The sequence below is a fragment of the Pacificoceanicola onchidii genome, from assembly GCF_004804335.1.
In the GTDB taxonomy this organism is placed as follows: domain Bacteria; phylum Pseudomonadota; class Alphaproteobacteria; order Rhodobacterales; family Rhodobacteraceae; genus Pacificoceanicola; species Pacificoceanicola onchidii.
The window spans coordinates 81,522-101,361 of the sequence record NZ_SRXY01000008.1; the positions used below are offsets into that span (position 1 = coordinate 81,522).

Here is a 19,840-nt window from a genome sequence, read left to right on the forward strand (position 1 = left end):
GTCATCCCGCAATCAAGCCGCGCAAATCTCCGGTAGGGCGGGGCTGGGCCCCGCACCCCATCCGATCAACTGCTGATGAAGTCCTTGTAGGCCGCTTCGTCCATGTAGTCGTCCATGACGCTCATGTCTTCGACCTTCATCTTGAAGAACCAGGCGTCCCCTTCGGGATCTTCGTTCACTTTGCCGGGATCCTCGACGATGGCCTCGTTCACTTCGACAATCTCGCCATCCAAAGGGGCCAGGATGTCGGACGCCGCCTTGACGGACTCGATCACCACAACCTCGTCATCCTTGGCGACTTCGGTATCCGTGTCGGGCAGTTCAACAAACACAACATCGCCAAGCTGCTCTGCCGCGTGTTTGGTGATGCCGACAACAACGAGGTCACCTTCGACCTGCAGCCATTCGTGTTCTTCTGTGTATTTCATCGCTCACTCTCCTGTTGGCTTATCTTTTGAATCCTGCCGGAACAAACGGCAGTTCCGCAACCTGCACCGGCATGCGCTTGCCGCGCACATCTCCCCAAAGTTGCGTTCCCGGGGTGTGAAGCCCATCCGCAACGATCCCCATGGCAACGGGACCGCCCACTGTAGGGCCAAACCCGCCGGAGGTGACAAACCCGATTTGCTCGCCGCCTTCAGCATCGGCAAAAAGCGCTACGTCACGGCGCATCGGCGCTCGTCCTTCGGGCCGCAGACCAACGCGTTGGCGGTCTACACCGTTGTCGAGCGCAGCAAGGATGACCTCCGCGCCGGGGAATCCCCCGGCCCGATCACCGCCCGTACGCCGGACTTTCTGGATAGCCCATGTCAGAGACGCTTCTACGGGGTTCAAACCACCATCCATGTCCTGACCATAAAGGCACAGGCCGGCCTCCAGCCGCAGCGAATCGCGCGCGCCAAGGCCAATGGGCTCGACTGTTTCATCGGCCAGCAAAGCCCGCGCCAAATCGACCGCTTTTTCATTTGGTACGGAGATTTCGAACCCGTCTTCGCCTGTGTAGCCAGACCGGGACACCCAACACTCGACGCCCAGAATGGAAACGGTGGCGACATCCATGAATTTCATGTCTGCGACCGCAGGGCAAAGCGCAGCCAAGGCCGCTTCCGCACCCGGTCCTTGCAAGGCCAGAAGCGATCGGTCTTCGATCAACGAAACCGTGATGCCCTTCGGTTCAAGAGCCCCTTTCATCAGTGCCAGATCCGCATCCTTGCAAGCCGCGTTGACCACGACAAACAGGTGATCCCCGCGATTGGCGATCATCAGGTCGTCTTCAATCCCGCCCTGCTCATTTGTGAAAAACGCATAGCGCTGCCGCCCTTCACCGAGGCCGACAACATTCACCGGCACGAGGCTTTCCAGAGCCAAGGCGACGTCATTGCCCGACAGAACAACCTGCCCCATGTGCGAGACATCGAACAAGCCAGCCTGCGCTCGGCAGTGCTGATGTTCTTTGAGCACCCCCATCGGGTACTGTACGGGCATCTCATAGCCCGCAAAAGGCACCATCTTGGCGCCCAGTTCGAGATGCAACTCGAACAAAACCGTTTTCATCAGATCGTCGTCAGCCATACGCCCTCCGGTCCGTTTTCCCGGTCCGTTGCTGGGCAAGGCTCGGGCATTTCGGTGCGGTCCTGACCACACCATCCATGCCCCCTCTGTCCGTTCGCCTGAGATCGCTATCCCTTCGGCGGGTGCGCTGCCGCACCACTCTCCAGAGTGTTATGTCGCCCGATGGTCCTGAAGCCTGAGAGTTTCCGGGGCGGTTGCTCCTTCGGCACCGGCTTGAGGCCGGTTCTCCCATCGCGACATGAGTTTACTAGGCGACTTAGGACGCTGTGGCAAGATCCGCTTTTTGCGAGGCCGCGTCACAGGCCGGAACAGGCTGCAAAATATGGATAAGTGGCCTGTTGTTGCAGATCAGCGCATCAAGCGTGATCGGGTCGAGCGATTCGTAGAACGCGCTTGCCGCTTCATTCAGAGCGCTCCGTAACCGGCAGGCTTCGGTCAAAGGACAGGTGTTGTCCACGTCGGCAAAGCACTCTGCCAAGGGCACAGGGGCCTCCAGTTGCCGAAAAATTTCGCCGATCTGGATTTGACTGGCAGGCCGCGAAAGTTCGAGCCCGCCGTTTCGCCCTCTTTGCGTGCGCAGATATCCCAATTGAGCCAACTGGTTGATGATCTGAGCGAGATGGTTTTCCGAAGCGTTACAGGTCCGGGCAATCTCTGCCTTGGTCACAAGTCGGCCCGTGTTTGCAGCGCAAAACATCAAAACCCGCATGGCGATATTCGTTCGTTTCGTAACCCGCATCGGATTGCCTTTTGCCCGGAATGTCCCAATTGTTCATACAACATCCCGAAATCGGCGGATTGATTCACATCAAGCGAGACCCCTAAATCTCAATGCAGGATACATATTTCTTTGGCTATGGGTCGCTGGTCAACATAGCAACCCATGGCTTCAACCCGGTTCACAAGGCCACGGCAAATGGCTGGATTCGGGCATGGCGTTACACGCCGCGGCGCAGGGTGGCCTATCTGACAGCCGTCCGCGCGCCGGGCAAAAGCATCGACGGGCTGATTGCGCCGGTGCCACAGGATGGCTGGGCCGCGCTGGATTTGCGGGAAGCGGCTTATGAACGTCTGCCAGCGAACGATCATATCGAGCATGGCGCAGGCGCGGCGGAGGTGGCGATCTACGCCATCCATCCCGATGACCTGCACCGCCCCGATGCCGATCACCCTGTTCTGATGTCCTACCTAGAAGTGGTCCTGCAAGGCTATCTTCGGGTCTTTGGCGAATCCGGTGTGCGAGATTTCTTTGAGACAACCGACGGGTGGGAGGCCCCGATCCTGGATGACCGGGCCAAACCCGTCTACTCCCGGGCACAGACATTGACCAAAGACGAAACCGCCCTCGTTGCGGATCTGCTCCGGGAGTATGGCTGCCGCGTGGTCCGCTGACCTCGGATCGTTACTGAGCCAGAGATTTCGCCGGCACAGTTTCGAGCAGTTGCATCACGTCGCCCATGTTCGGCCCACGCTCCTGCCCGGTCAGCGCCTTGCGCAGCGGCATGAACAGACCTTTGCCTTTGCGGCCCGTGGCCTCTTTGACCGCCGAAGTGAATTCACCCCACGTTGCGTCCGTGTAGGGCGGCTCGGGCAGCAGGGTCATGGCTTCGGCAATGAACTCCTTGTCCTCGTCTGCAACCAAAGGCTCCGCGCCATCGCGGAACAGGGTCCACCAAGGGGCGATGTCCTTGCGGGTTGTGATGTTCTCGCGCACGACTTCCCAGAACAACTCAGCCTTCTCCGCAGGCACGCCCAGCGCCTCGACCTCCGCCCGAACCGCGTCAAACGGCAGGCCGTGCAGTTTCTTGGCGGTCAGCGGCTTCAGGTCCTCGACATCGAATTTCGTCGGGGCTGAGCCAAACTGCTCAAGCTCAAAGCCGTCTGCAATCTCTTCAATGGACGCGCGCAGCTCAACCGGCTGGCTGGAGCCAAGACGGGCCATCAGGCTGAGCAGCGCTTCGGGTTCGATCCCGGCTTCGCGCAGGTCCCGCAGAGCAAGCGTGCCCAAACGTTTCGACAGGGACTCGCCTTGCGGGCCGGTCAAGAGAGAATGGTGCGCAAAGGACGGCGGCGTGCCGCCCAGCGCTGTGATCATTTGAATTTGGGTGGCCGTGTTGGTGACGTGGTCATTGCCGCGCACAACATGGGTGATACCCATTTCCATGTCATCGACTACGGAGGCGAGCGTATAGAGGAACTGACCATCGGCCCGGATCAGCACCGGATCGGACACGGATGCCGCGTCAATCGACACTTCGCCAAGGATGCCGTCATCCCATGCGATCCGCTCATGATCCAGCTTGAAACGCCAGACTCCGTTCCCACGCTCTTCGCGCAGCGCAGCCTTCTGCTCATCTGACAGGTCCAGTGCCGCGCGGTCATAGACCGGCGGTTTGCCCATGTTCAGCAGCTTCTTGCGCTTGAGGTCCAGTTCCGTCGGCGTCTCCCACGCCTCGTAAAACCGCCCCATCTCGCGCAGCTTGTCCGCCGCAGCCTCATAGCGTTCGAGCCGCTCCGACTGGCGCTCGATGCGGTCCCATGTCAGACCGAGCCATTCAAGGTCCTGCTTGATCGCGTCAACATACTCCTCTTTCGAGCGCTCCGGATCGGTATCGTCGATACGCAGCACGAATTGCCCGCCGGTTCTGCGGGCGATGAGGTGGTTGAACAGAGCGGTGCGCAGGTTGCCGACGTGGATATATCCGGTGGGCGAGGGCGCGAAACGAGTGACGGTCATGGCAATGTCTCCTGATCCGGCGCGTGTTTTCATAAGAGCGGCCAATTGTCCAGATTGGGCTTTCGCCTATCCCCCTCCGTTGCCATGATAACGGTAACAAAGAGGTTTCCATGACGAAGATTCTGACGGTCACATTCAATCCCGCCCTCGATCTGGCCACCAGCGCGGCCTGCGTAGAGCCCAATCGCAAGCTGCGTTGCGCTCCGGAGACCGCCGAGGCGGGCGGCGGCGGTGTAAACGTGGCGCGTGCGGTGACGCAACTGGGCGGCAAGGCGCAGGCTTTGGTGGCCTTGGGTGGACCAAACGGGGCGGCCTTGGGCGGCATTCTTGATGCGATGCAGCTTGATTGGTGTCGCGTAGAGGCCCCCGGAGACACGCGGCACAGCTTTTCCGTGACAGACGAGTCGCGCGGGGATCAGTATCGGTTTGTGCTGACAGGTCCGGTGTGGACTTCTGAACAACTGGATGCGGTGTTAAACCAGATCGCCGAAACAACGGCCGAAGACACATTGATCGTCTTCTCCGGATCCATGCCCCCCGGTGCGCAGGTTGGCTTCCTGTCCGAAGCCGCGGCGCGCCTGCTGCCGCGTCGCGTGATCATCGACACCTCCGGTCCACACCTGGAAAGCGCGGCAAAAGGTGAGGCCCCGGCCCCGTTCATCCTGCGCATGGACAGCCATGAGGCGCGCGAGTTGTCCGGTTTGCCGCTCGAATCCAAGAAAGACAGCGCCGATTTCGCCGAAACTCTGCGCCAGCGCGGCGCGGCAGAATGCGTTGTCATTGCGCGCGGCGCGGATGGATCCGTCATGGCCGCGCCAGACGGCCTCTGGCACGTCAATGCCGCCAACGACAATGTCGTAAGTGCCATCGGCGCAGGGGACAGTTTTGTCGGCGGTATGGTCATGGGATTGGCGAATGGAGAACGCCCGGAACAAGCGCTGCGCATGGGCGCCGCTGCGGCCTCTGCCGCGGTCCTAAGCAAAGGGACGCAGCTTTGCTTGCCAGCCGATTATGCGCGCATGTTGCCGGTGACACATCTTACGCAGCTTTGACCGGCGCCCGCGCAGGCCAGACTCGCAGCGCCGCCAGCATCGCCGCAAGGCTCATACCAGACAGAAGAAGTAGGCAGCCCCCCATCCCCATATCGCGACCCGCCCACCCGGCCAGCGGATAGGCAATCAGAAAACAGGCGTGGCTCAGGGCAAATTGCGCGGCGAACAGCGCAGGCCTTTCGTCTTGATTGCCGGATTGTGTGAGCAATCGGCCCGCTGGCGTGAGCACAGCTGCGTAGCACAGGCCCGCTCCCGTCAGAAGAACAAGGCACAGCCACACGGGCGGCAGGTCCATGCCGACAAGAAGCAATCCGCCGAAACCGCCAAAACCGACAAGACAAAAGCCCGCTGGCAGCATGACCCTCCGGTTGCCGAAACGTTCCAGAACGCGCGGCAGAGCCAGCGCTGCTGCCATCGATCCGGCACCGAAACAGGCCATGGCCAGCGCCAGCGCGCCTTCTCCCGCCCCGAATGTCCCGCGCACAAGAACCACGGTGTTGACCAGAACAAAGGCCACTACACAGGCCACGGCAAAGTCCAGTGCCAGCAATCCGCGCAACCGCGGCACAGCAAGGAACAACATTACACCGCGGGTCAGGCGCTCCCGAAACGGTCGGTGCTCAATTGAACGATCAAGCGGAGGAACTCGGCTCCGGGCAATCAGCAGCGCCGAGCCGAAAAAACCCAGCGCAGTTCCTGCGAAGAGCGCCGAATACGGCATGATCAGAAGCAGCAGGCCCGCCAGAGCGGGTGAGACAAGCATTTCCAGGTCATAGGCCAGCCGGGACAGAGACAATGCACGGGTGTAGTCCCTTTCATCGGGCAAGACGTCCGGCAACACCGCCTGATACGTCGGCGTAAAACAGGCCGAGGCCGCCTGAAGGACAAACACAAGCGACAGAACCTGCCAAACTTCCGTGACAAGAGGCAGACTGAGCGCCGCTGCAAGCCGAACGATGTCGGACCCTATCAGAACTGCACGGCGGGGAAGGATAACGGCCCAGGCCTGAGCCAAAGGCGAGATCACAACATAAGCCACCATCTTGATAAAGAAGACCAATCCCAGAACGGCGCCGGCGCCTTCACCGGCGAGATCAAAGGCCAGCAGGCTGAGCGCCACGGTCATAAGCCCGGTTCCCACCAAGGCAATCCCATGCGCGGCAAACAAGCGCAGGTAGTTCCGATTGCGAAACAATGCGTTCATGCCGCGACCCTAGCAACAGACGCCAAGCTGTGTCAGCTAGGGATCATGCGCGCATTCATCTCTCTTGACCTACCAGACAGCACTGTCGCAGCGCTTGCGGACGTCATGGACCAGCTGCCCGGCGACATACGCCGCGTGCCGGAAGAAAACCTGCACCTGACTCTGGCGTTCATGGGGGACGTGCCGGAAGATGCGGTGCAAGCCGCCCATGAAGGGCTCGAAACCATTCGGGCGCCTCGGTTTGGTTTGTCCTTGAACGGGGCAACGGTCTACGGCGGCAGGCACGGGCAGGCCATCGCTCTTGAAGCCGATGGCGAGGCCCCGCTGCACGAACTTCATGACCGCATTCGCGCCCGCCTGCGTGGCGCGGGCATCCAACTCGAACGCCGCCGCTTTAGACCACATGTGACGCTCGCCCGGTTGCCGGGGCGCGGGGATCCCGGACCGGCACTTGGTGCACTATGCGCACTTCAAATTCCGTCCTTTTCCGTGACCAGCTTCAGCCTGATCCAATCGACCTTGCATGAAAGCGGCGCGATCTACGAAACGCTCGCCACGTATCCGCTGTCCTGACCCTTCCGTTCAGACATCCCCAGCCCCATATCTGAGCCATGACGGTCGTCGATTTCCTTCGCATCGCACAAGACGCGGTTAACGCCTTCCCGCGCGCGTTCCGGGAGGCGGCGCAAAGCGTGCTGTTGCGCGTGGAGGACTATCCGGACGCCGCGCTTTTGCAGGACATGGGGATCGATCACCCGCTGGACCTGACCGGCCTCTATTCCGGCACACCCTTGACGGAAAAAAGCGTCATGGACCCAGCCCCATGGCCCGACACGGTTACCTTGTTCCGACAGCCGATCCTCGCAGAATGGCGCAGCCGGGGAGACGTTGCGCTTGAAGACCTGATCACCCACGTGGTTGTGCACGAGTTCGCCCACCATTTCGGTTGGAGCGACGCCGACATCGCCACAATCGACCGCTGGTGGGAATAACGAGGCGCGTTAATGGTCTTGCGAGCGCTGCATCATCATCTGATGGACCGCGTGCATCCCCTGCTCTGCCATGGCCGTGACTTCCGCCGCGTGGACATGCAACGCAGCGACCACCTCAGGGTCTTCGGAGGTCTGGATCACAACCAATCCTTCGTCGGTGATCTCCACAAAAGACTGGATCGCCTCTGAGCGTTCAAAAAAGATGTCGAGCGTCGGGCTTTGGATAATCACTTGCGGATCCCGTTTCTGACCCACCCGATCAATCATGCCGACCGTATGGTTCACAAGCGCGTCCATCACCACCGGATCATCCGAAACCGTCACGGTGCGAATCCCGTTCGGCAGGTTTTCAACTTCGCGTTCTATCTTGTCAAAGTTTCGGAACATGAGCGCCAGTTCTGCGCTCTCTTCCAGCGTCGCATCGCGCCCGCGCAATCCCGGCATGGTCATTTCATCATGACCGGTCCCATCCGCGCCGTGCAAATGCCCATGGCCATGGGTCATCTGGGCAGGAAGCGCTGTTGCTCCCAAGCTGGCAAACACAGCAAAAATACAAATACGGATGATCATGGCGCCCTCTCTTGTCGGAACGCCGCATGATACGCGCAATTTGGTGTCAGCCAAGTCGTGCCGCGCAGCCTGCGATCAAATGGCATAGGCGCGCAGAAAGTCTCTGTCGGGCTCGATCCCCAAACCCGGCCCCTGCGGGACGTCAACCAGCCCGTTTTTCTCCCGCACTTGCCTTTGAATATCCAAAGGTTCCTGCAACAACTGGTCGCGGAACCGGTTGTCCGTGGTGTCGAACTCCAGCCATGGTTCCCAAGGGTTCAGGCCTCCGGGCATCGGAGGCATCGCTGCAAGCAGATGCAGGTTTGTCGCCACGGCGACGGCTGAACCCCAAACATGGTTCACCACCGGTGTGAAATGGGCGTGGCAGAGCGCAAGCACGCGCAGGTATTCCGAAATTCCGCCCAAGGCGCAGACTTCCGGCTGCGCGATGTCGAGCCCTCGGTTCTCCAGAATCGCGCGCCAGCCCCAGCGGCCAAACTCCGCCTCTCCGCCGCTGATGTTCACAGACAGGCCTGCGCGCAGTTCGCGATACCCATCGTGATCTTCAGGCGCGACGGGCTCTTCGAACCAATAAGCGTCCAGTTCTTCAAGCGCTCGGCCAACAAAGAACGCATCGGACGTGGTGTAACAATGATTGGCATCGACCATGAAAGGGAAGTCCTCGCCGACCCCGCGGCGCACCGCCTCGCACAGACGCACGTCCTCGCGCGGGCCAAGGCCGACTTTCATCTTGGTTGCCGCAAAGCCCATGTCCCGGATCGCGGCGGCCTCATCAATGAAGCGGGCGACGTGATCATCCACGCTCTCCCGCTTGAGCATCATGCCATACCCATAAGACCGCACCTGTCTGCGGTGCGCGCCGCCGATCAACGTATGCAGCGGCAAACCCGCGACCTTCCCGGCGATATCCCAAAGCGCAATATCAACACCGGAGAGGGACTGCATCGGCATGCCCTTCTGCCCGTGATCGCGCAGAAGGTTATAAACCTTGTGCCAGAGCACATCACGGTCCAGCGGGTTTTGCCCAAGAAGCATGGGCTGGATCACGCCTTCGACGATTCCCTTGTTGGCAACGGCAACCGGGCCCGGACCGAAACACTCACCCCAACCGGTGATCCCCTCATCGGTCGATACTTCAACGATATGGGCGGTGCGCTTGGCATAATACTGCTGCGAATACCCCAGTTCCTCGGGTAAATCGTATTGCAGCACGTGGCTGCGAATGCTCGTGATTTTCATGTGTCCCCTCCCGGACGCGCGGGGCGTCCGGGGTGATCCGCGATCACAAAGGCGCCGTCAGCTTTCGTCCCGCCAACGGTTCACAATTGGATAGCGCCGGTCAAGCCAGAAGGCACGACGGGTCAGGCGCGCGCCCGGGGCGGACTGGAAGCGTTTGTATTCGCTGATGTACAACAGATGCTCGACCTTTTTCACATCTTCACGCGCATAGCCTGCGTCGATGCACTCGGCGACGCTGGCCTCTTCATCCACAAGCATGGTCAGGATGCCGTCGAGCACGGGGTAATCGGGCAGGCTGTCGCTGTCCTTCTGATCCTCGCGCAGTTCTGCGGAAGGTGGCTTGGTGATGATCCGCTCCGGGATCACTTCCCCTTCCGGCCCGGCCATCCAGTCCCGGTGATTGACATTCCGCCACCGACACGTCTCGAAGACGCGCGTTTTGTAGAGATCCTTGATCGGGTTATAGCCGCCCGCCATGTCGCCGTAGATGGTAGCATACCCCACCGCGACCTCGGATTTGTTGCCGGTGGTCAGGAGCATCTCGCCGAACTTGTTCGACAGCGCCATGAGCAACAGGCCGCGCAGGCGCGACTGAATGTTTTCTTCAGTAAGGTCCGCTTTGGTGCCCGCAAACAAAGGGGCGAGCGTGTTGGTGATCGCGTCCCGCCCTTCCTTGATCGGGACAAAATCATAACGGACACCCAAGGCCTCCGCGCAGGCTTTCGCGTCTTCCAGCGAGTGCTCGGAGGTATATTCCGATGGCAGCATGACGCAGCGCACGTTTTCCGCGCCCAAGGCATCCGTTGCAATGGTCGCCACAAGCGCCGAGTCGATACCTCCGGACATGCCGAGCAGGACCTTGCCGAAACCCGTCTTGCGGCAGTAGTCGCGCAGGCCTTCGACCATGACGCGGTAATCCTGCTCCCACTCATCGGGATGCTGAACAAACTCACCATCCCGCGCTCGCCAGCCCTCGGGCGTCAGGTCAAAATCCACATGCGCGATGTCTTCGTCAAAGACCGGCAGTTGCACCGCTGGCTTGCCGTGCGGGTTCAGGACAAAAGAACCGCCATCAAAGACCTGATCATCCTGCCCGCCGCACATGTTGAGATAGGCCAGCGGCAAACCCGTCTCCACGACCCGCGCCACCATATGGTTCAGCCGGGTCTCATACTTGTTGCGGAAATAGGGTGAGCCGTTCGGAACAACGAGGATCTCGGCCCCACTTTCTTCCATGGCCTCGACCACATCCGGATACCACGCATCTTCGCAAATCGGGATACCAAGACGCACGCCATTGACGGCCACAGGTCCTTGCATCCGCTCTCGCGAGAACAGGCGCACTTCATCGAAGACGTTGAAGTTGGGCAAGAAAAACTTGTGCGTGACCGCCTGAACCTTGCCGCCCGACAAGATGTAATAGCTGTTGTGCAGCTTTCCGTCTTCTCCCGGGCACGGACCGCCAATGCCCAGCGCAGGGCCATCGGCGCAGTCCGCAGCCAGCTTTTCGATCTGATCGACGGCATCGCGCACAAAGGCGGGCTTCAGAATCAAGTCCTGCGTCTGATAGCCCACCGCGAACATCTCTGGCAGCGCAACAAGATGCGCGCCGGCCTCGCGGCCCGCGTCCCACGCGGCCTTGGCCTTGGCGATGTTGCCCTTGATGTCCCCGACCGTCGGGTTCAGCTGTGCCAGCGTCAGGCGGAAATGATCACTCATGCCCTGTCCTTCTTGAATGCGTCCACGCTCAAATAGCAGATGCGCGCGCAGGGGGAAGCCCGACCGGCAAAAGAGATTGCTCCATCTCCATCCCTCCTTTACGTTTCCGCACCAGAAACAAGGACTTTCGCAGGAACTGGCAGGACGCGCATGAAGCTTGCAGGCATCACATTTCCCCTCGCAGCCGCTCTTGGCTCCATGGCTCTGGCTCAGACCGACGGCGAAGTCGTCACCAAGCAATACGATGATGGTGGCGTCTACGAAGGCACGTTTCAGGACGGGCTTCAACACGGCACCGGCACGTATCGCCTACCAAACGGGTATGAGTACACCGGTGATTGGGTCGACGGAGAAATCCGCGGCAATGGCGTAGCGCGGTTCCCGAATGGCTCTGTCTACGAAGGGCAGTTCGCGAAGGGCAAACCCGAAGGGGTTGGCAAAATCGTCTTTGCCGATGGTGGCACCTATGAGGGCTCCTGGCTCGATGGCAAGATTACCGGCCAGGGCGTATCGGTCTATGCAAACGGTGTGCGCTACGAAGGTGCGTTCCGCAATGCTCTGCACCATGGCAAAGGCGTGATGACCGCGCCGAGCGGTTATGTCTACGAAGGAGACTGGATCAACGGCGTCAAGGAGGGCGCCGCCAAGATCACTTACCCGGATGGTTCGATCTATGAGGGCCGTGTCGCCGATGGCGAGCGGGAAGGCTCCGGACAACTGACAGTTACCGACGGGCATATCTATGAAGGCACCTGGCGGGACGGCCAGCTGGACGGGCAAGGCAAGCTGATCCAGCCCAACGGCGATATCTATGAAGGCGCTTTGGTGGATGGCCGCCGAGAGGGACGCGGCAAGGTCACCTATGCGAACGGCGACATTTACGATGGCGAGTTCAACAACGATCAACGCCACGGCACGGGCACGTTCACTGGCAAGGACGGCTATACTTACACCGGCAATTGGATCACCGGTCAGATCGAAGGTCAGGGACAGGTGACCTATCCCGACGGGTCCATCTACGTGGGCGCGTTCAGCGGGGATCTCGCAAACGGCAAAGGCAAGATCACCTATCCGAGCGGCGACACTTATGAAGGCGATTGGATCGACGGGGTGATCGAAGGCGAGGGTGTTGCGGTCTATGCCAACGGCCTGACCTATGAGGGTACGTTCAAGAACGCCAAGAATGACGGCAGAGGAATCATGTTCCGACCGGACGGCTATCGCTATGAGGGTGACTGGCGCGGCGGGCAACGGCATGGCACCGGCAAAGCGCTCTATCCCGATGGCACGGTTTATGAAGGCAGCTTCCGCGACGGGCAACGGGACGGCCTTGGCACCATCGTCATGGCGAGCGGCTTCCGGTACGAGGGTGAATGGGACAAGGGTGAGATCTCTGGCCAGGGCCTGGCGACCTATGCCAACGGCGATGTCTATGAGGGCAGCTTCCGCAATGGCAAACGGCAGGGTCAGGGGATCATGCGTTATGCCAGCGGCGAAGAGGCCAGCGGAGAATGGATCAACGGGGCGCTGTCTGCGGACGGGGCGACTACGTCCAACGGCGTGACACCGCAAAACCCGGAGACCCCGCAGCCCGCGTCGGACGACAACTAAACCACCGCGCCATCGTCCATCTGATCAAGGAACTCTGCTGCTTGGGCGAGGATCGCCGAGCGTTTCTCGGCGTCCATCCGGTCCCATGTGCGGTACATGTTACCCATACGGGCATTGCCCGAAAACCGTGCTCTATGGCGGTCAAGGAAATGCCAGTACAGCAGGTTGAACGGGCAGGCGCCCTCTCCAACCTTGGCCTTCACATCATAGGCGCACAATCCGCAGTGGTCCGACATTTTGGCGATGTAATTGCCGGATGAGACATAAGGTTTGGACGCAATTACCCCGCCATCAGCAAACTGGCTCATCCCAACGGTGTTCGGCGCTTCCACCCATTCGAAGGCATCAATGTAGACGCTGAGATACCATTCATGCACCTGCGCCGGATCTACACCGGCGAGCAGCGCGAAGTTTCCAGTCACCATGAGCCGCTGAATGTGGTGGGCATAGGCCTCGTCGCGCGTTTGCTCCACAGCTTTGGACAAACAGCGCATCTTTGTATCGCCACCCCAGTAGAGTGCAGGCAGCTTTCTTTCGTGTTTCAACGTATTGCGCTGCGGATAGTCTGGCCCTTCGTGAAAATAGATCCCACGCACGTATTCGCGCCAGCCGATGATCTGCCGAATGAACCCCTCAACCGCGTTCAGCGGCGCGGCCCCGGACCGATAGGCCGCCTCAGCGGCCCGGCAAACGTCCAAAGGGGCCAGCAGGCCGATGTTCATATAGGCCGACAAAAGCGAGTGGTAGAGAAAGCGCTCGCTGTCCAGCATCGCATCCTGATAATCACCGAACTTCGGCAAGGCGTGCTCGATGAAATGCGCCAATGCGCGTTCGGCTTGTTCCGGTTCGGTTGCAAAATGGAAGGGACGCAGCGTGCCAAAACCATCGCCAAACCGCGCATCGACCAAAGCAAGCACTTCTTCGGTCACGTGATCCGGTTGGAACCGGAGAGGCGCTGTATTCACCTCATCCGGCGCGGGTTTGCGGTTTTCATGGTCGTAGTTCCACTTTCCGCCTTCTGGTTGCTCCCCATCCATCAAGAGATCCGTTTTGCGCCGCATCTCGCGGTAGAAATACTCCATCCGCAAGGCTTTGCGCCCCTGCGCCCAAGTCTCGAACGCCTTGTGGGAAGCGATGAAGCGGTCGTCTTCCAGCAAGGACACCCTGAGCGGGGCAGCCTGCAAGATTTCGATCAAGCGCCACTCCCCCGGTTCCGTTGCCAGAACTTCCTGCGCACCGGTCTCCTCCGCCCGGCGCAGAAGCTCGCCAACGATTGACCCGCTGTTGTTCGTGTCGTCCAGTTCCGAATACCGCACGTCCCAACCGTTCGACCGCAATCGCGCGGCGAATTTGCGCATGGCGGAAAAGATCAACGCGATCTTCTTGGGGTGATGAGGGACGTACTCCGTCTCCGCCGCAACTTCCGCCATCACAACAACGTCCCGCGCCTTGTCCGCGGTCCGCAAGGCTGCAACGGTTTCGGTCAGCTGATCACCGAGCACCAGAACCAGCCGGGTCACCAGACAATCTCCTTGCCAGCATAGTCGAAGAACCCACCGGTTTGCGCCGGGGTCAGCCCTTCGATCACCGAGACCAGTCGTTCGGCGGCTTCTGGTGCAGGAACAGACGGATGCCGCCCGAGATACTTTTGGGTGAAGGCCGTGCGCACCGTGCCAGGATGCAGGCAAACGCAAGCAAGGTGCTTGTGTGAGCGCGCCAGTTCAATTGCGGCGCCATGCATCAACTGGTTTAGCCCTGCCTTGGCCGCGCGGTAGCTGTACCATCCGCCAAGACGGTTGTCGCCAATACTCCCCACCCGCGCTGAAAGGGCGGCAAAGACGGCGGGCCGATCCTTGGGCAAAAGCCGCACGGCGTGCTTCAACACGAGCATTGGGCCAATTGCGTTCAGAAGATACTGATCGGCCATGGCTTTGGGATCCAGCGCCGAAAGGCTTTTCTCTGGCTGCGCGCCTTCGATCTCCAACGCGCCAGTCGCCACAAACACCAGATCGAGAGGCCCGTTCAAGGCGTTCAAATGGGTCTCGACCAGGCTTTCATTGGTGATATCAAACCCGTGGCTGCGCCGAGAAAGTCCGGTGACGTTGACGCCATTTGCGTTGAGCTGCGCCGAGATCGCCGATCCAAGCCCGCCGCTGCTTCCGATAATCAGTGCTCTTTCCATCTCCGCGAGGTAGCGGAGGGGATCGCCGATTCAAGCGCCGCCGACATCTTCCGGTGCAATAGCCACGGTTTTGAGAACAGCGTGGCATGTTGAGCCAGGTTTCAGATCCATTGCCCGTGCCGAGCGGCGCGTGATCCGCGCAAGCACGCGCCCAGCGGGCGTGGACAGGGACACAATCGCTCCGGGCCCGCCGCCTTCGCGAATGGCTTCGACCGTGCCTGCAAGGATGTTCAAGGCAGAGAGCCCTTCAGGCTTCTGTTTGGCCAGGATCACTTCCTGCGCCGGGACCCGAAGCCGAATCGAGGCCCCAATTTGCTGCGCGACGCGCGGCACGTGCAGACGAACACCGCCCGCTTCCAACTCGCTCAGGCCGTCATCGTGATGCGCCACCACAACCGCGTGCAGCATGGCCCCGGCGCCGCGCACGCCAGCCGGCAAAACGTTGGCGTCCGCCAGAACCTCCACCGCAGGTCCCTGCCGCGCCACACGTCCATCCTGCAAAGCGACAACGGATGTCGCCAGACGCGCCACTTCAGCCGGCGCGTGACTGACGTACAGAATAGGAACACGCGCCTCATCCCTGAGACGTTCGAAATACGGCAGGATTTCTGCCTTGCGGGCCTCATCGAGCGCCGCCAGAGGTTCATCGGCGAGGATCAGTTCCGGTTCAGCCAAGAGCGCGCGTCCTATCGCAACCCTTTGTTTTTCACCGCCCGACAAGGCCCCCGGGCGACGATCCAGCAGCTCTTCAAGCCCCAACATGGCGATAACCTTGCCGGGTTCCGTCGTTTTGCGCCGCTTGGCAAAATACCGGCCATACCCGAGATTTTGCCAAACCGTCAGATGCGGGAACAATCGCCCTTCCTGGAATACATACCCCAGCCGCCGTGCCTCAGGCCGCAGGCAGACGCCTTCCGACGTGTCCAGCAGCACGCGGCCGTCCACTTCAACCCGCCCTGCGTCCGGACGCAGCAACCCCGCCACGGCGTTCACGATCGTCGTCTTGCCCGAGCCGGACCGCCCGAAAAGCACCGTCAGCCCAGCTGGCGCGTCGAACTCGACATCAAGTTCCAACCGATTGAAGCGGTGCTGCAGGCGCACGGACAGGGTCATGCGCCACCCACCCGTTTTGCCGCCCGTCGGGACAGCCATTCGCTCATCAACAAGGCGCTCATGGCAATGGCCACGGAAATCCCCACGAGGCGCAGGGCGGAGGCCTCACCGCCCGGCACTTGCAGGAATGCATAGACTGCGGACGGCAAGGTTTGCGTTTGGCCCGGTATGTTCGAGACAAATGTTATCGTCGCCCCAAATTCGCCCATGGCCTTGGCAAAGGCGAGAATGGCTCCCGCGATGATCCCTGGCAGCATCAACGGCAAGGTAATGGTCAGGAAGGCCCAAACACGGGACGCACCCAATGTGGCTGCGGCTTCCTCCAGCTTTGGATCAATCGCTTCCAGCGACAACCGCATTGCCCGAACCATCAATGGGAAGGCCATCACCGCCGCCGCAAGCGCCGCCCCGGTCCAGCGGAAAGCAAAAACGATGCCGATGTCTTGCAAAGCCGCACCGAGCGGCGCTTTGGTGCCAAAGGTCAAAAGAAGCAGATAGCCTGTCACAACCGGTGGCAGGATCAGCGGCAAATGCACCAATCCGTTTACGATCTGTTTGCCCCGGAAGGACCAGCGCGCCAATGCATAGGCGGTGAAGAGGCCAAACGGCAAGGAGACCAACACGGCCCAGAAGGCAACGCGGAGCGACAGCGTGACCGCCTGCCATTCCTGCGGCGAGAGCCAGTCCATCAATCCTCCAACACCGTGAAACCCTGCGCTTCGAAAATCGCGCGGGCCTCATCGTTTTGCAGGTATTCAAGGAGAGCCGCTGCGGCCGGGCCGCTCCCTGCAATCTGCGAGACGGGGTAGCGGATAGGCGCATGGCTGCTGGCCGGAAAAACTGCCAGAACCGACAACTCCGGCTCTGCGGCGGCATCGGTTGCATATACGATGCCAAGCGGCGCTTCGCCGAGCGCGACAAGGGCGAGCGCAGCGCGAACGTTGTCCATCTGTGCCACCTGAGATTGAACCGCCTCCCAGATCCCCAGCATCTGCAACGCTTCCATACCATAGATCCCGGCAGGCACCGCCTGAACCAACGCCATGGCCAACCGCCCCTCGCCTAGCCGGTCGGGCAAATCCGTCAACCGCTCCAATGGCTCACCCTGCCCGATCAGAACCAATTGATTGCCGAGAAGATCACGCCGCGTGCCCGGCTCCAGCAGACCCAGCGCGCCGAGGTGATCCATCCAGCCTTCGTTGGCTGACAGAAACACGTCTGCCGGTGCACCATGTTCGATCTGCCGCGCCAGCGACGAAGAGCCCGCAAGGGACATGACGAGATCATGCCCTGTCGCCGCCTCGAAGCCGGTTTCGATCTCATCCATCGCTGTCTTCAGGCTTGCAGCCGCGAACACGGTCACGGTTTCGGCGGACACGGACCCGCCGAGCATCAGAAAACAGAGGCAAATCCAACGCATACAGCGCAATTGAGGGCCCTTTCTCGTCCTTGGACCAAATCTATACCGCAGAAATGCCGGAAAAACAGCGGTTACGGGTGTGTCGCGGAAGCGCACGGGGTCTGGTGCTGACGCCGCGTTTGGCACTACGGTTCAACCGGGCTCGTCATTCGAGCGAACAGAACGAAGGAATCCCGACATGGGTTTTGTCATTGACCCCGCCCTGCATCCTTCTGTTGCCGTGACAGGCAGCGAAGATCGCTTTCCGGTGCGGCGCATTTTCTGCGTCGGTCGCAATTACGCCGCGCACGCCCGCGAAATGGGCAAGGATCCAGATCGCGAGCCGCCCTTCTTCTTCACCAAACCCGCCGACGCTGTTGTCGATTCCGGACAAACCGTGCCCTACCCGCCGCAGACACAGAACCTGCATTACGAAGCGGAGATGATTGTCGCCATCGGGACAGGCGGACGGAACATTCCGGAAGCGGACGCGCTGAACCATGTCTGGGGATACGGCACGGGCAACGACCTGACGCGCCGCGATCTTCAGAAGGTTGCCAAGGACATGGGGCGTCCGTGGGATTGGAGCAAAGGGTTTGACAACTCTGCGATCATTGGTCCGATCAGCCCCGTCTCAAAAGTGGGCCATCCCTCCAAAGGCTCCATCAGACTGACGGTCAATGGCGAGACAAGGCAGGATGCTGATCTTGAAGAGTTGATCTGGTCCGTCCCGGAGGTGATCTCGATCCTGTCGCACTCCATCGCCCTGCAACCCGGAGATCTGATCATGTCTGGCACCCCAGCGGGCGTTGGCGCCCTGAAGCCCGGAGATGTCTGCACCGCGTCTGTGGTCGGCCTGAGCGATTGCACCGTAACGATTGGGGATCCGGTATGACATTGAAACTGCACAACTACTTTCGCTCTTCCACGTCGACGCGGCTTCGGGCTGCGCTCAATCTCAAGGGGCTGGAGCCGGAATACGTCGCTTATCCGCTCAAGGAAAACGCCCATAAGTCCCAAGAGTTTCTGGCGATGAATCCGGCTGGCCTGGTTCCGGTTCTGGAACTGGCGGATGGCACCGCGTTGCCGCAGTCCCTTGCGATCATCGAATACCTCGAAGACGCCTATCCTGAACCTCCCCTTTTGCCTGCCGACCCTGTCGCACGCGCCCGGCAACGCGCACTTGGCTACATGATTGCCTGCGAGGTACATCCGCTCAACAACCTTCGGGTCTTGCAGTTCATCTCCTCCGAGTTCGGCGCAGACGCTGACGGGCAAAAACGGTGGTTCACCCATTGGGTCACCGAGACGTTTGATGCCGTGGAGAAAACTCTGGCCGCCAGCCCGGACACAGGCCGTTTCTGCGGCGGCGAGGCGCCGGGATTTGCAGACGTGTGTCTTTACGCGCAGGTCTGGAACAACAAACGGTTCGGCATCACTCTGGACCCCTGGCCGACGATTGGCCGGATATTCGAGGCGTTGGACAGGGAGGATGCCTTTTCCCGAGCCGCCCCGCCGAACCAGCCGGACGCGGAGTAAACAGAGAATCGGGTGCGTTGCGAGGTTGCCGTGCGTTTGGCCATGCAGCGGGGTTCCACCATCGAGAAAGAGAGAGGTGGGCATGTCGCAAAGCCCCGTAATAGTCGGTCTGATTGGCAGCGGCATTCAAGCCTCTCGCACACCTGCAATGCATCTCGCGGCGGCGCAGGCGCTTGGGTTGGACTACCAATACGATCTGATCGATACGGATCAACGACCGACCGAAACGTCGCTGAGCGCTTTGCTTTCTGATGCCGAGGCCAAGGGATACTGCGGCCTCAATATAACCTATCCGTTCAAAACCGAGGTCTTGGCTCATCTGGACAGCCTGTCAGAGGACGCCAGAACCATGGGGGCCGTGAATACGGTGCGCTTTGAAGACGGCAGGCGGATAGGTCACAACACAGACTATTCCGGCTTTGCTGAAAGCATGCGGCACAGTCTCCCGGATGCCGATCTCCGCGAGGTTCTTTTGCTTGGCGCCGGGGGCGCAGGTGGCGCGGTGGCGCATGCGTTAAAAAGCATGGGGACAGGATCATTGCTGATTCACGACGTGAACCCTGATCAGGCGGCGACTTTGGCAAACCAGACTGGCGGTGTCGTGGTCCGCGATCTGAAACGGGCCGCCTCCGTCGCCGCAGGAATCGTCAACGCCACACCAATGGGCATGGCCAAGCTGCCCGGCACGGCCATCCCCACTGCTTTGCTTCGCCCGAATCTCTGGATCATGGACATCGTCTATTTCCCCCTTGAGACAGAACTGCTCCGGGCCGCGCGCCAGATCGGGTGCCGAACGGCAAACGGCGGTGCCATGGCTCTGTATCAAGCGGTACATGCTTTCGAGATTTTCACCGGGTTGAAACCTGATCCGGCCATCATGCGGGCACGGTTTGACGCGTTTGATCGGTAGC

General features: G+C 60.5%; 21 protein-coding genes and 1 riboswitch. Of the genes, 8 read left to right on the forward strand and 13 right to left on the reverse strand.

What is annotated here, in order from left to right:
- Positions 1 to 65: 65 nt before the first annotated feature.
- From gcvH to E4662_RS19215, 3 genes are all read right to left on the reverse strand, one after another.
- A complete protein-coding gene (gene gcvH, locus E4662_RS19205; protein WP_136443244.1) occupies positions 66 to 428 on the reverse strand; it encodes a glycine cleavage system protein GcvH in 363 nt (120 codons plus the stop codon).
- Positions 429 to 447: 19 nt separating this feature from the next.
- Positions 448 to 1,572, reverse strand: a complete 1,125-nt coding sequence (gcvT, locus tag E4662_RS19210; RefSeq protein ID WP_136443245.1) for a glycine cleavage system aminomethyltransferase GcvT — start codon at positions 1,570 to 1,572, stop codon at positions 448 to 450.
- 153 nt (positions 1,573 to 1,725) lie between these two features.
- Positions 1,726 to 1,813, reverse strand: a riboswitch (glycine riboswitch).
- A 15-nt stretch (positions 1,814 to 1,828) separates the two neighbouring features.
- Complete coding sequence (locus E4662_RS19215; protein WP_136443246.1) at positions 1,829 to 2,311, reverse strand: RrF2 family transcriptional regulator; 483 nt, start codon at positions 2,309 to 2,311, stop codon at positions 1,829 to 1,831.
- 92 nt (positions 2,312 to 2,403) lie between these two features.
- On the opposite strand from E4662_RS19215, the gene E4662_RS19220 reads away from it, so the two are divergent.
- Complete coding sequence (locus tag E4662_RS19220) at positions 2,404 to 2,964, forward strand: gamma-glutamylcyclotransferase family protein (protein ID WP_136443247.1); 561 nt, start codon at positions 2,404 to 2,406, stop codon at positions 2,962 to 2,964.
- Between the two features lie 10 nt (positions 2,965 to 2,974).
- Here the strand turns inward: E4662_RS19220 and gltX are convergent, their stop codons facing one another.
- The gene (gene gltX / locus E4662_RS19225; protein WP_136443248.1) at positions 2,975 to 4,309 is read right to left on the reverse strand and encodes a glutamate--tRNA ligase; all 1,335 of its coding nucleotides are present in this window, start codon (positions 4,307 to 4,309) and stop codon (positions 2,975 to 2,977) included.
- A 110-nt stretch (positions 4,310 to 4,419) separates the two neighbouring features.
- Between gltX and E4662_RS19230 the strand changes: the two genes are divergently transcribed.
- A complete protein-coding gene (locus tag E4662_RS19230) occupies positions 4,420 to 5,361 on the forward strand; it encodes a 1-phosphofructokinase family hexose kinase (RefSeq protein ID WP_136443249.1) in 942 nt (313 codons plus the stop codon).
- On the opposite strand, the gene E4662_RS19235 is transcribed toward E4662_RS19230, so the two are convergent.
- Entirely contained in the window at positions 5,348 to 6,565 is a 1,218-nt protein-coding gene (locus tag E4662_RS19235) for an MFS transporter (protein ID WP_136443250.1), read from the reverse strand. The two genes, E4662_RS19230 and E4662_RS19235, sit on opposite strands and share 14 nt — an antisense overlap.
- A 45-nt stretch (positions 6,566 to 6,610) precedes the next feature.
- Between E4662_RS19235 and thpR the strand changes: the two genes are divergently transcribed.
- A complete protein-coding gene (gene thpR / locus E4662_RS19240; protein WP_168798024.1) occupies positions 6,611 to 7,138 on the forward strand; it encodes an RNA 2',3'-cyclic phosphodiesterase in 528 nt (175 codons plus the stop codon).
- A gap of 38 nt (positions 7,139 to 7,176) precedes the next feature.
- Entirely contained in the window at positions 7,177 to 7,557 is a 381-nt protein-coding gene (locus E4662_RS19245) for a metallopeptidase family protein (RefSeq protein WP_136443252.1), read from the forward strand.
- Between the two features lie 9 nt (positions 7,558 to 7,566).
- On the opposite strand, the gene E4662_RS19250 is transcribed toward E4662_RS19245, so the two are convergent.
- From E4662_RS19250 to E4662_RS19260, 3 genes are all read right to left on the reverse strand, one after another.
- The gene (locus tag E4662_RS19250) at positions 7,567 to 8,127 is read right to left on the reverse strand and encodes a hypothetical protein (protein ID WP_240705255.1); all 561 of its coding nucleotides are present in this window, start codon (positions 8,125 to 8,127) and stop codon (positions 7,567 to 7,569) included.
- Between the two features lie 75 nt (positions 8,128 to 8,202).
- Positions 8,203 to 9,366 (reverse strand): mandelate racemase/muconate lactonizing enzyme family protein, encoded by a 1,164-nt coding sequence (locus E4662_RS19255; protein WP_136443253.1) that lies wholly within the window; start codon positions 9,364 to 9,366, stop codon positions 8,203 to 8,205.
- Between the two features lie 57 nt (positions 9,367 to 9,423).
- A complete protein-coding gene (locus tag E4662_RS19260) occupies positions 9,424 to 11,085 on the reverse strand; it encodes an NAD+ synthase (protein ID WP_136443254.1) in 1,662 nt (553 codons plus the stop codon).
- Positions 11,086 to 11,235: 150 nt separating this feature from the next.
- Here E4662_RS19260 and E4662_RS19265 point away from each other — a divergent pair, with 150 nt between their 5' ends.
- Positions 11,236 to 12,696 (forward strand): MORN repeat-containing protein, encoded by a 1,461-nt coding sequence (locus E4662_RS19265; protein ID WP_136443255.1) that lies wholly within the window; start codon positions 11,236 to 11,238, stop codon positions 12,694 to 12,696.
- On the opposite strand, the gene E4662_RS19270 is transcribed toward E4662_RS19265, so the two are convergent.
- Genes E4662_RS19270 through modA form a run of 5 tightly spaced genes read right to left on the reverse strand, consistent with a single transcriptional unit; the run spans position 12,693 to position 17,369 of the window.
- The gene (locus E4662_RS19270; RefSeq protein ID WP_206080316.1) at positions 12,693 to 14,216 is read right to left on the reverse strand and encodes a cryptochrome/photolyase family protein; all 1,524 of its coding nucleotides are present in this window, start codon (positions 14,214 to 14,216) and stop codon (positions 12,693 to 12,695) included. The two genes, E4662_RS19265 and E4662_RS19270, sit on opposite strands and share 4 nt — an antisense overlap.
- On the reverse strand, positions 14,213 to 14,878 hold the full coding sequence (locus tag E4662_RS19275; RefSeq protein ID WP_136443256.1) for an SDR family NAD(P)-dependent oxidoreductase: 666 nt from the start codon (positions 14,876 to 14,878) through the stop codon (positions 14,213 to 14,215). The genes E4662_RS19270 and E4662_RS19275 overlap by 4 nt, the downstream gene beginning before the upstream one ends.
- Positions 14,879 to 14,908: 30 nt before the next feature.
- Positions 14,909 to 15,991, reverse strand: coding sequence for a molybdenum ABC transporter ATP-binding protein (gene modC, locus E4662_RS19280; protein ID WP_136443258.1), 1,083 nt, complete (start codon positions 15,989 to 15,991; stop codon positions 14,909 to 14,911).
- On the reverse strand, positions 15,988 to 16,680 hold the full coding sequence (modB, locus tag E4662_RS19285; RefSeq protein WP_136443259.1) for a molybdate ABC transporter permease subunit: 693 nt from the start codon (positions 16,678 to 16,680) through the stop codon (positions 15,988 to 15,990). Before modB ends, modC begins: the two co-directional genes overlap by 4 nt.
- Positions 16,680 to 17,369, reverse strand: a complete 690-nt coding sequence (gene modA / locus E4662_RS19290) for a molybdate ABC transporter substrate-binding protein (protein WP_420819278.1) — start codon at positions 17,367 to 17,369, stop codon at positions 16,680 to 16,682. The genes modB and modA overlap by 1 nt, the downstream gene beginning before the upstream one ends.
- A gap of 220 nt (positions 17,370 to 17,589) precedes the next feature.
- Between modA and E4662_RS19295 the strand changes: the two genes are divergently transcribed.
- The 3 genes from E4662_RS19295 to E4662_RS19305 all read left to right on the forward strand — a co-directional run bounded on the left by E4662_RS19295 (position 17,590) and on the right by E4662_RS19305 (position 19,839).
- A complete protein-coding gene (locus E4662_RS19295; protein ID WP_136443261.1) occupies positions 17,590 to 18,285 on the forward strand; it encodes a fumarylacetoacetate hydrolase family protein in 696 nt (231 codons plus the stop codon).
- Positions 18,282 to 18,929, forward strand: coding sequence for a maleylacetoacetate isomerase (maiA, locus tag E4662_RS19300; protein WP_136443262.1), 648 nt, complete (start codon positions 18,282 to 18,284; stop codon positions 18,927 to 18,929). The genes E4662_RS19295 and maiA overlap by 4 nt, the downstream gene beginning before the upstream one ends.
- A gap of 82 nt (positions 18,930 to 19,011) precedes the next feature.
- Complete coding sequence (locus E4662_RS19305; protein WP_136443263.1) at positions 19,012 to 19,839, forward strand: shikimate dehydrogenase; 828 nt, start codon at positions 19,012 to 19,014, stop codon at positions 19,837 to 19,839.
- The last annotated feature ends 1 nt before the right edge of the window (position 19,840 follow it).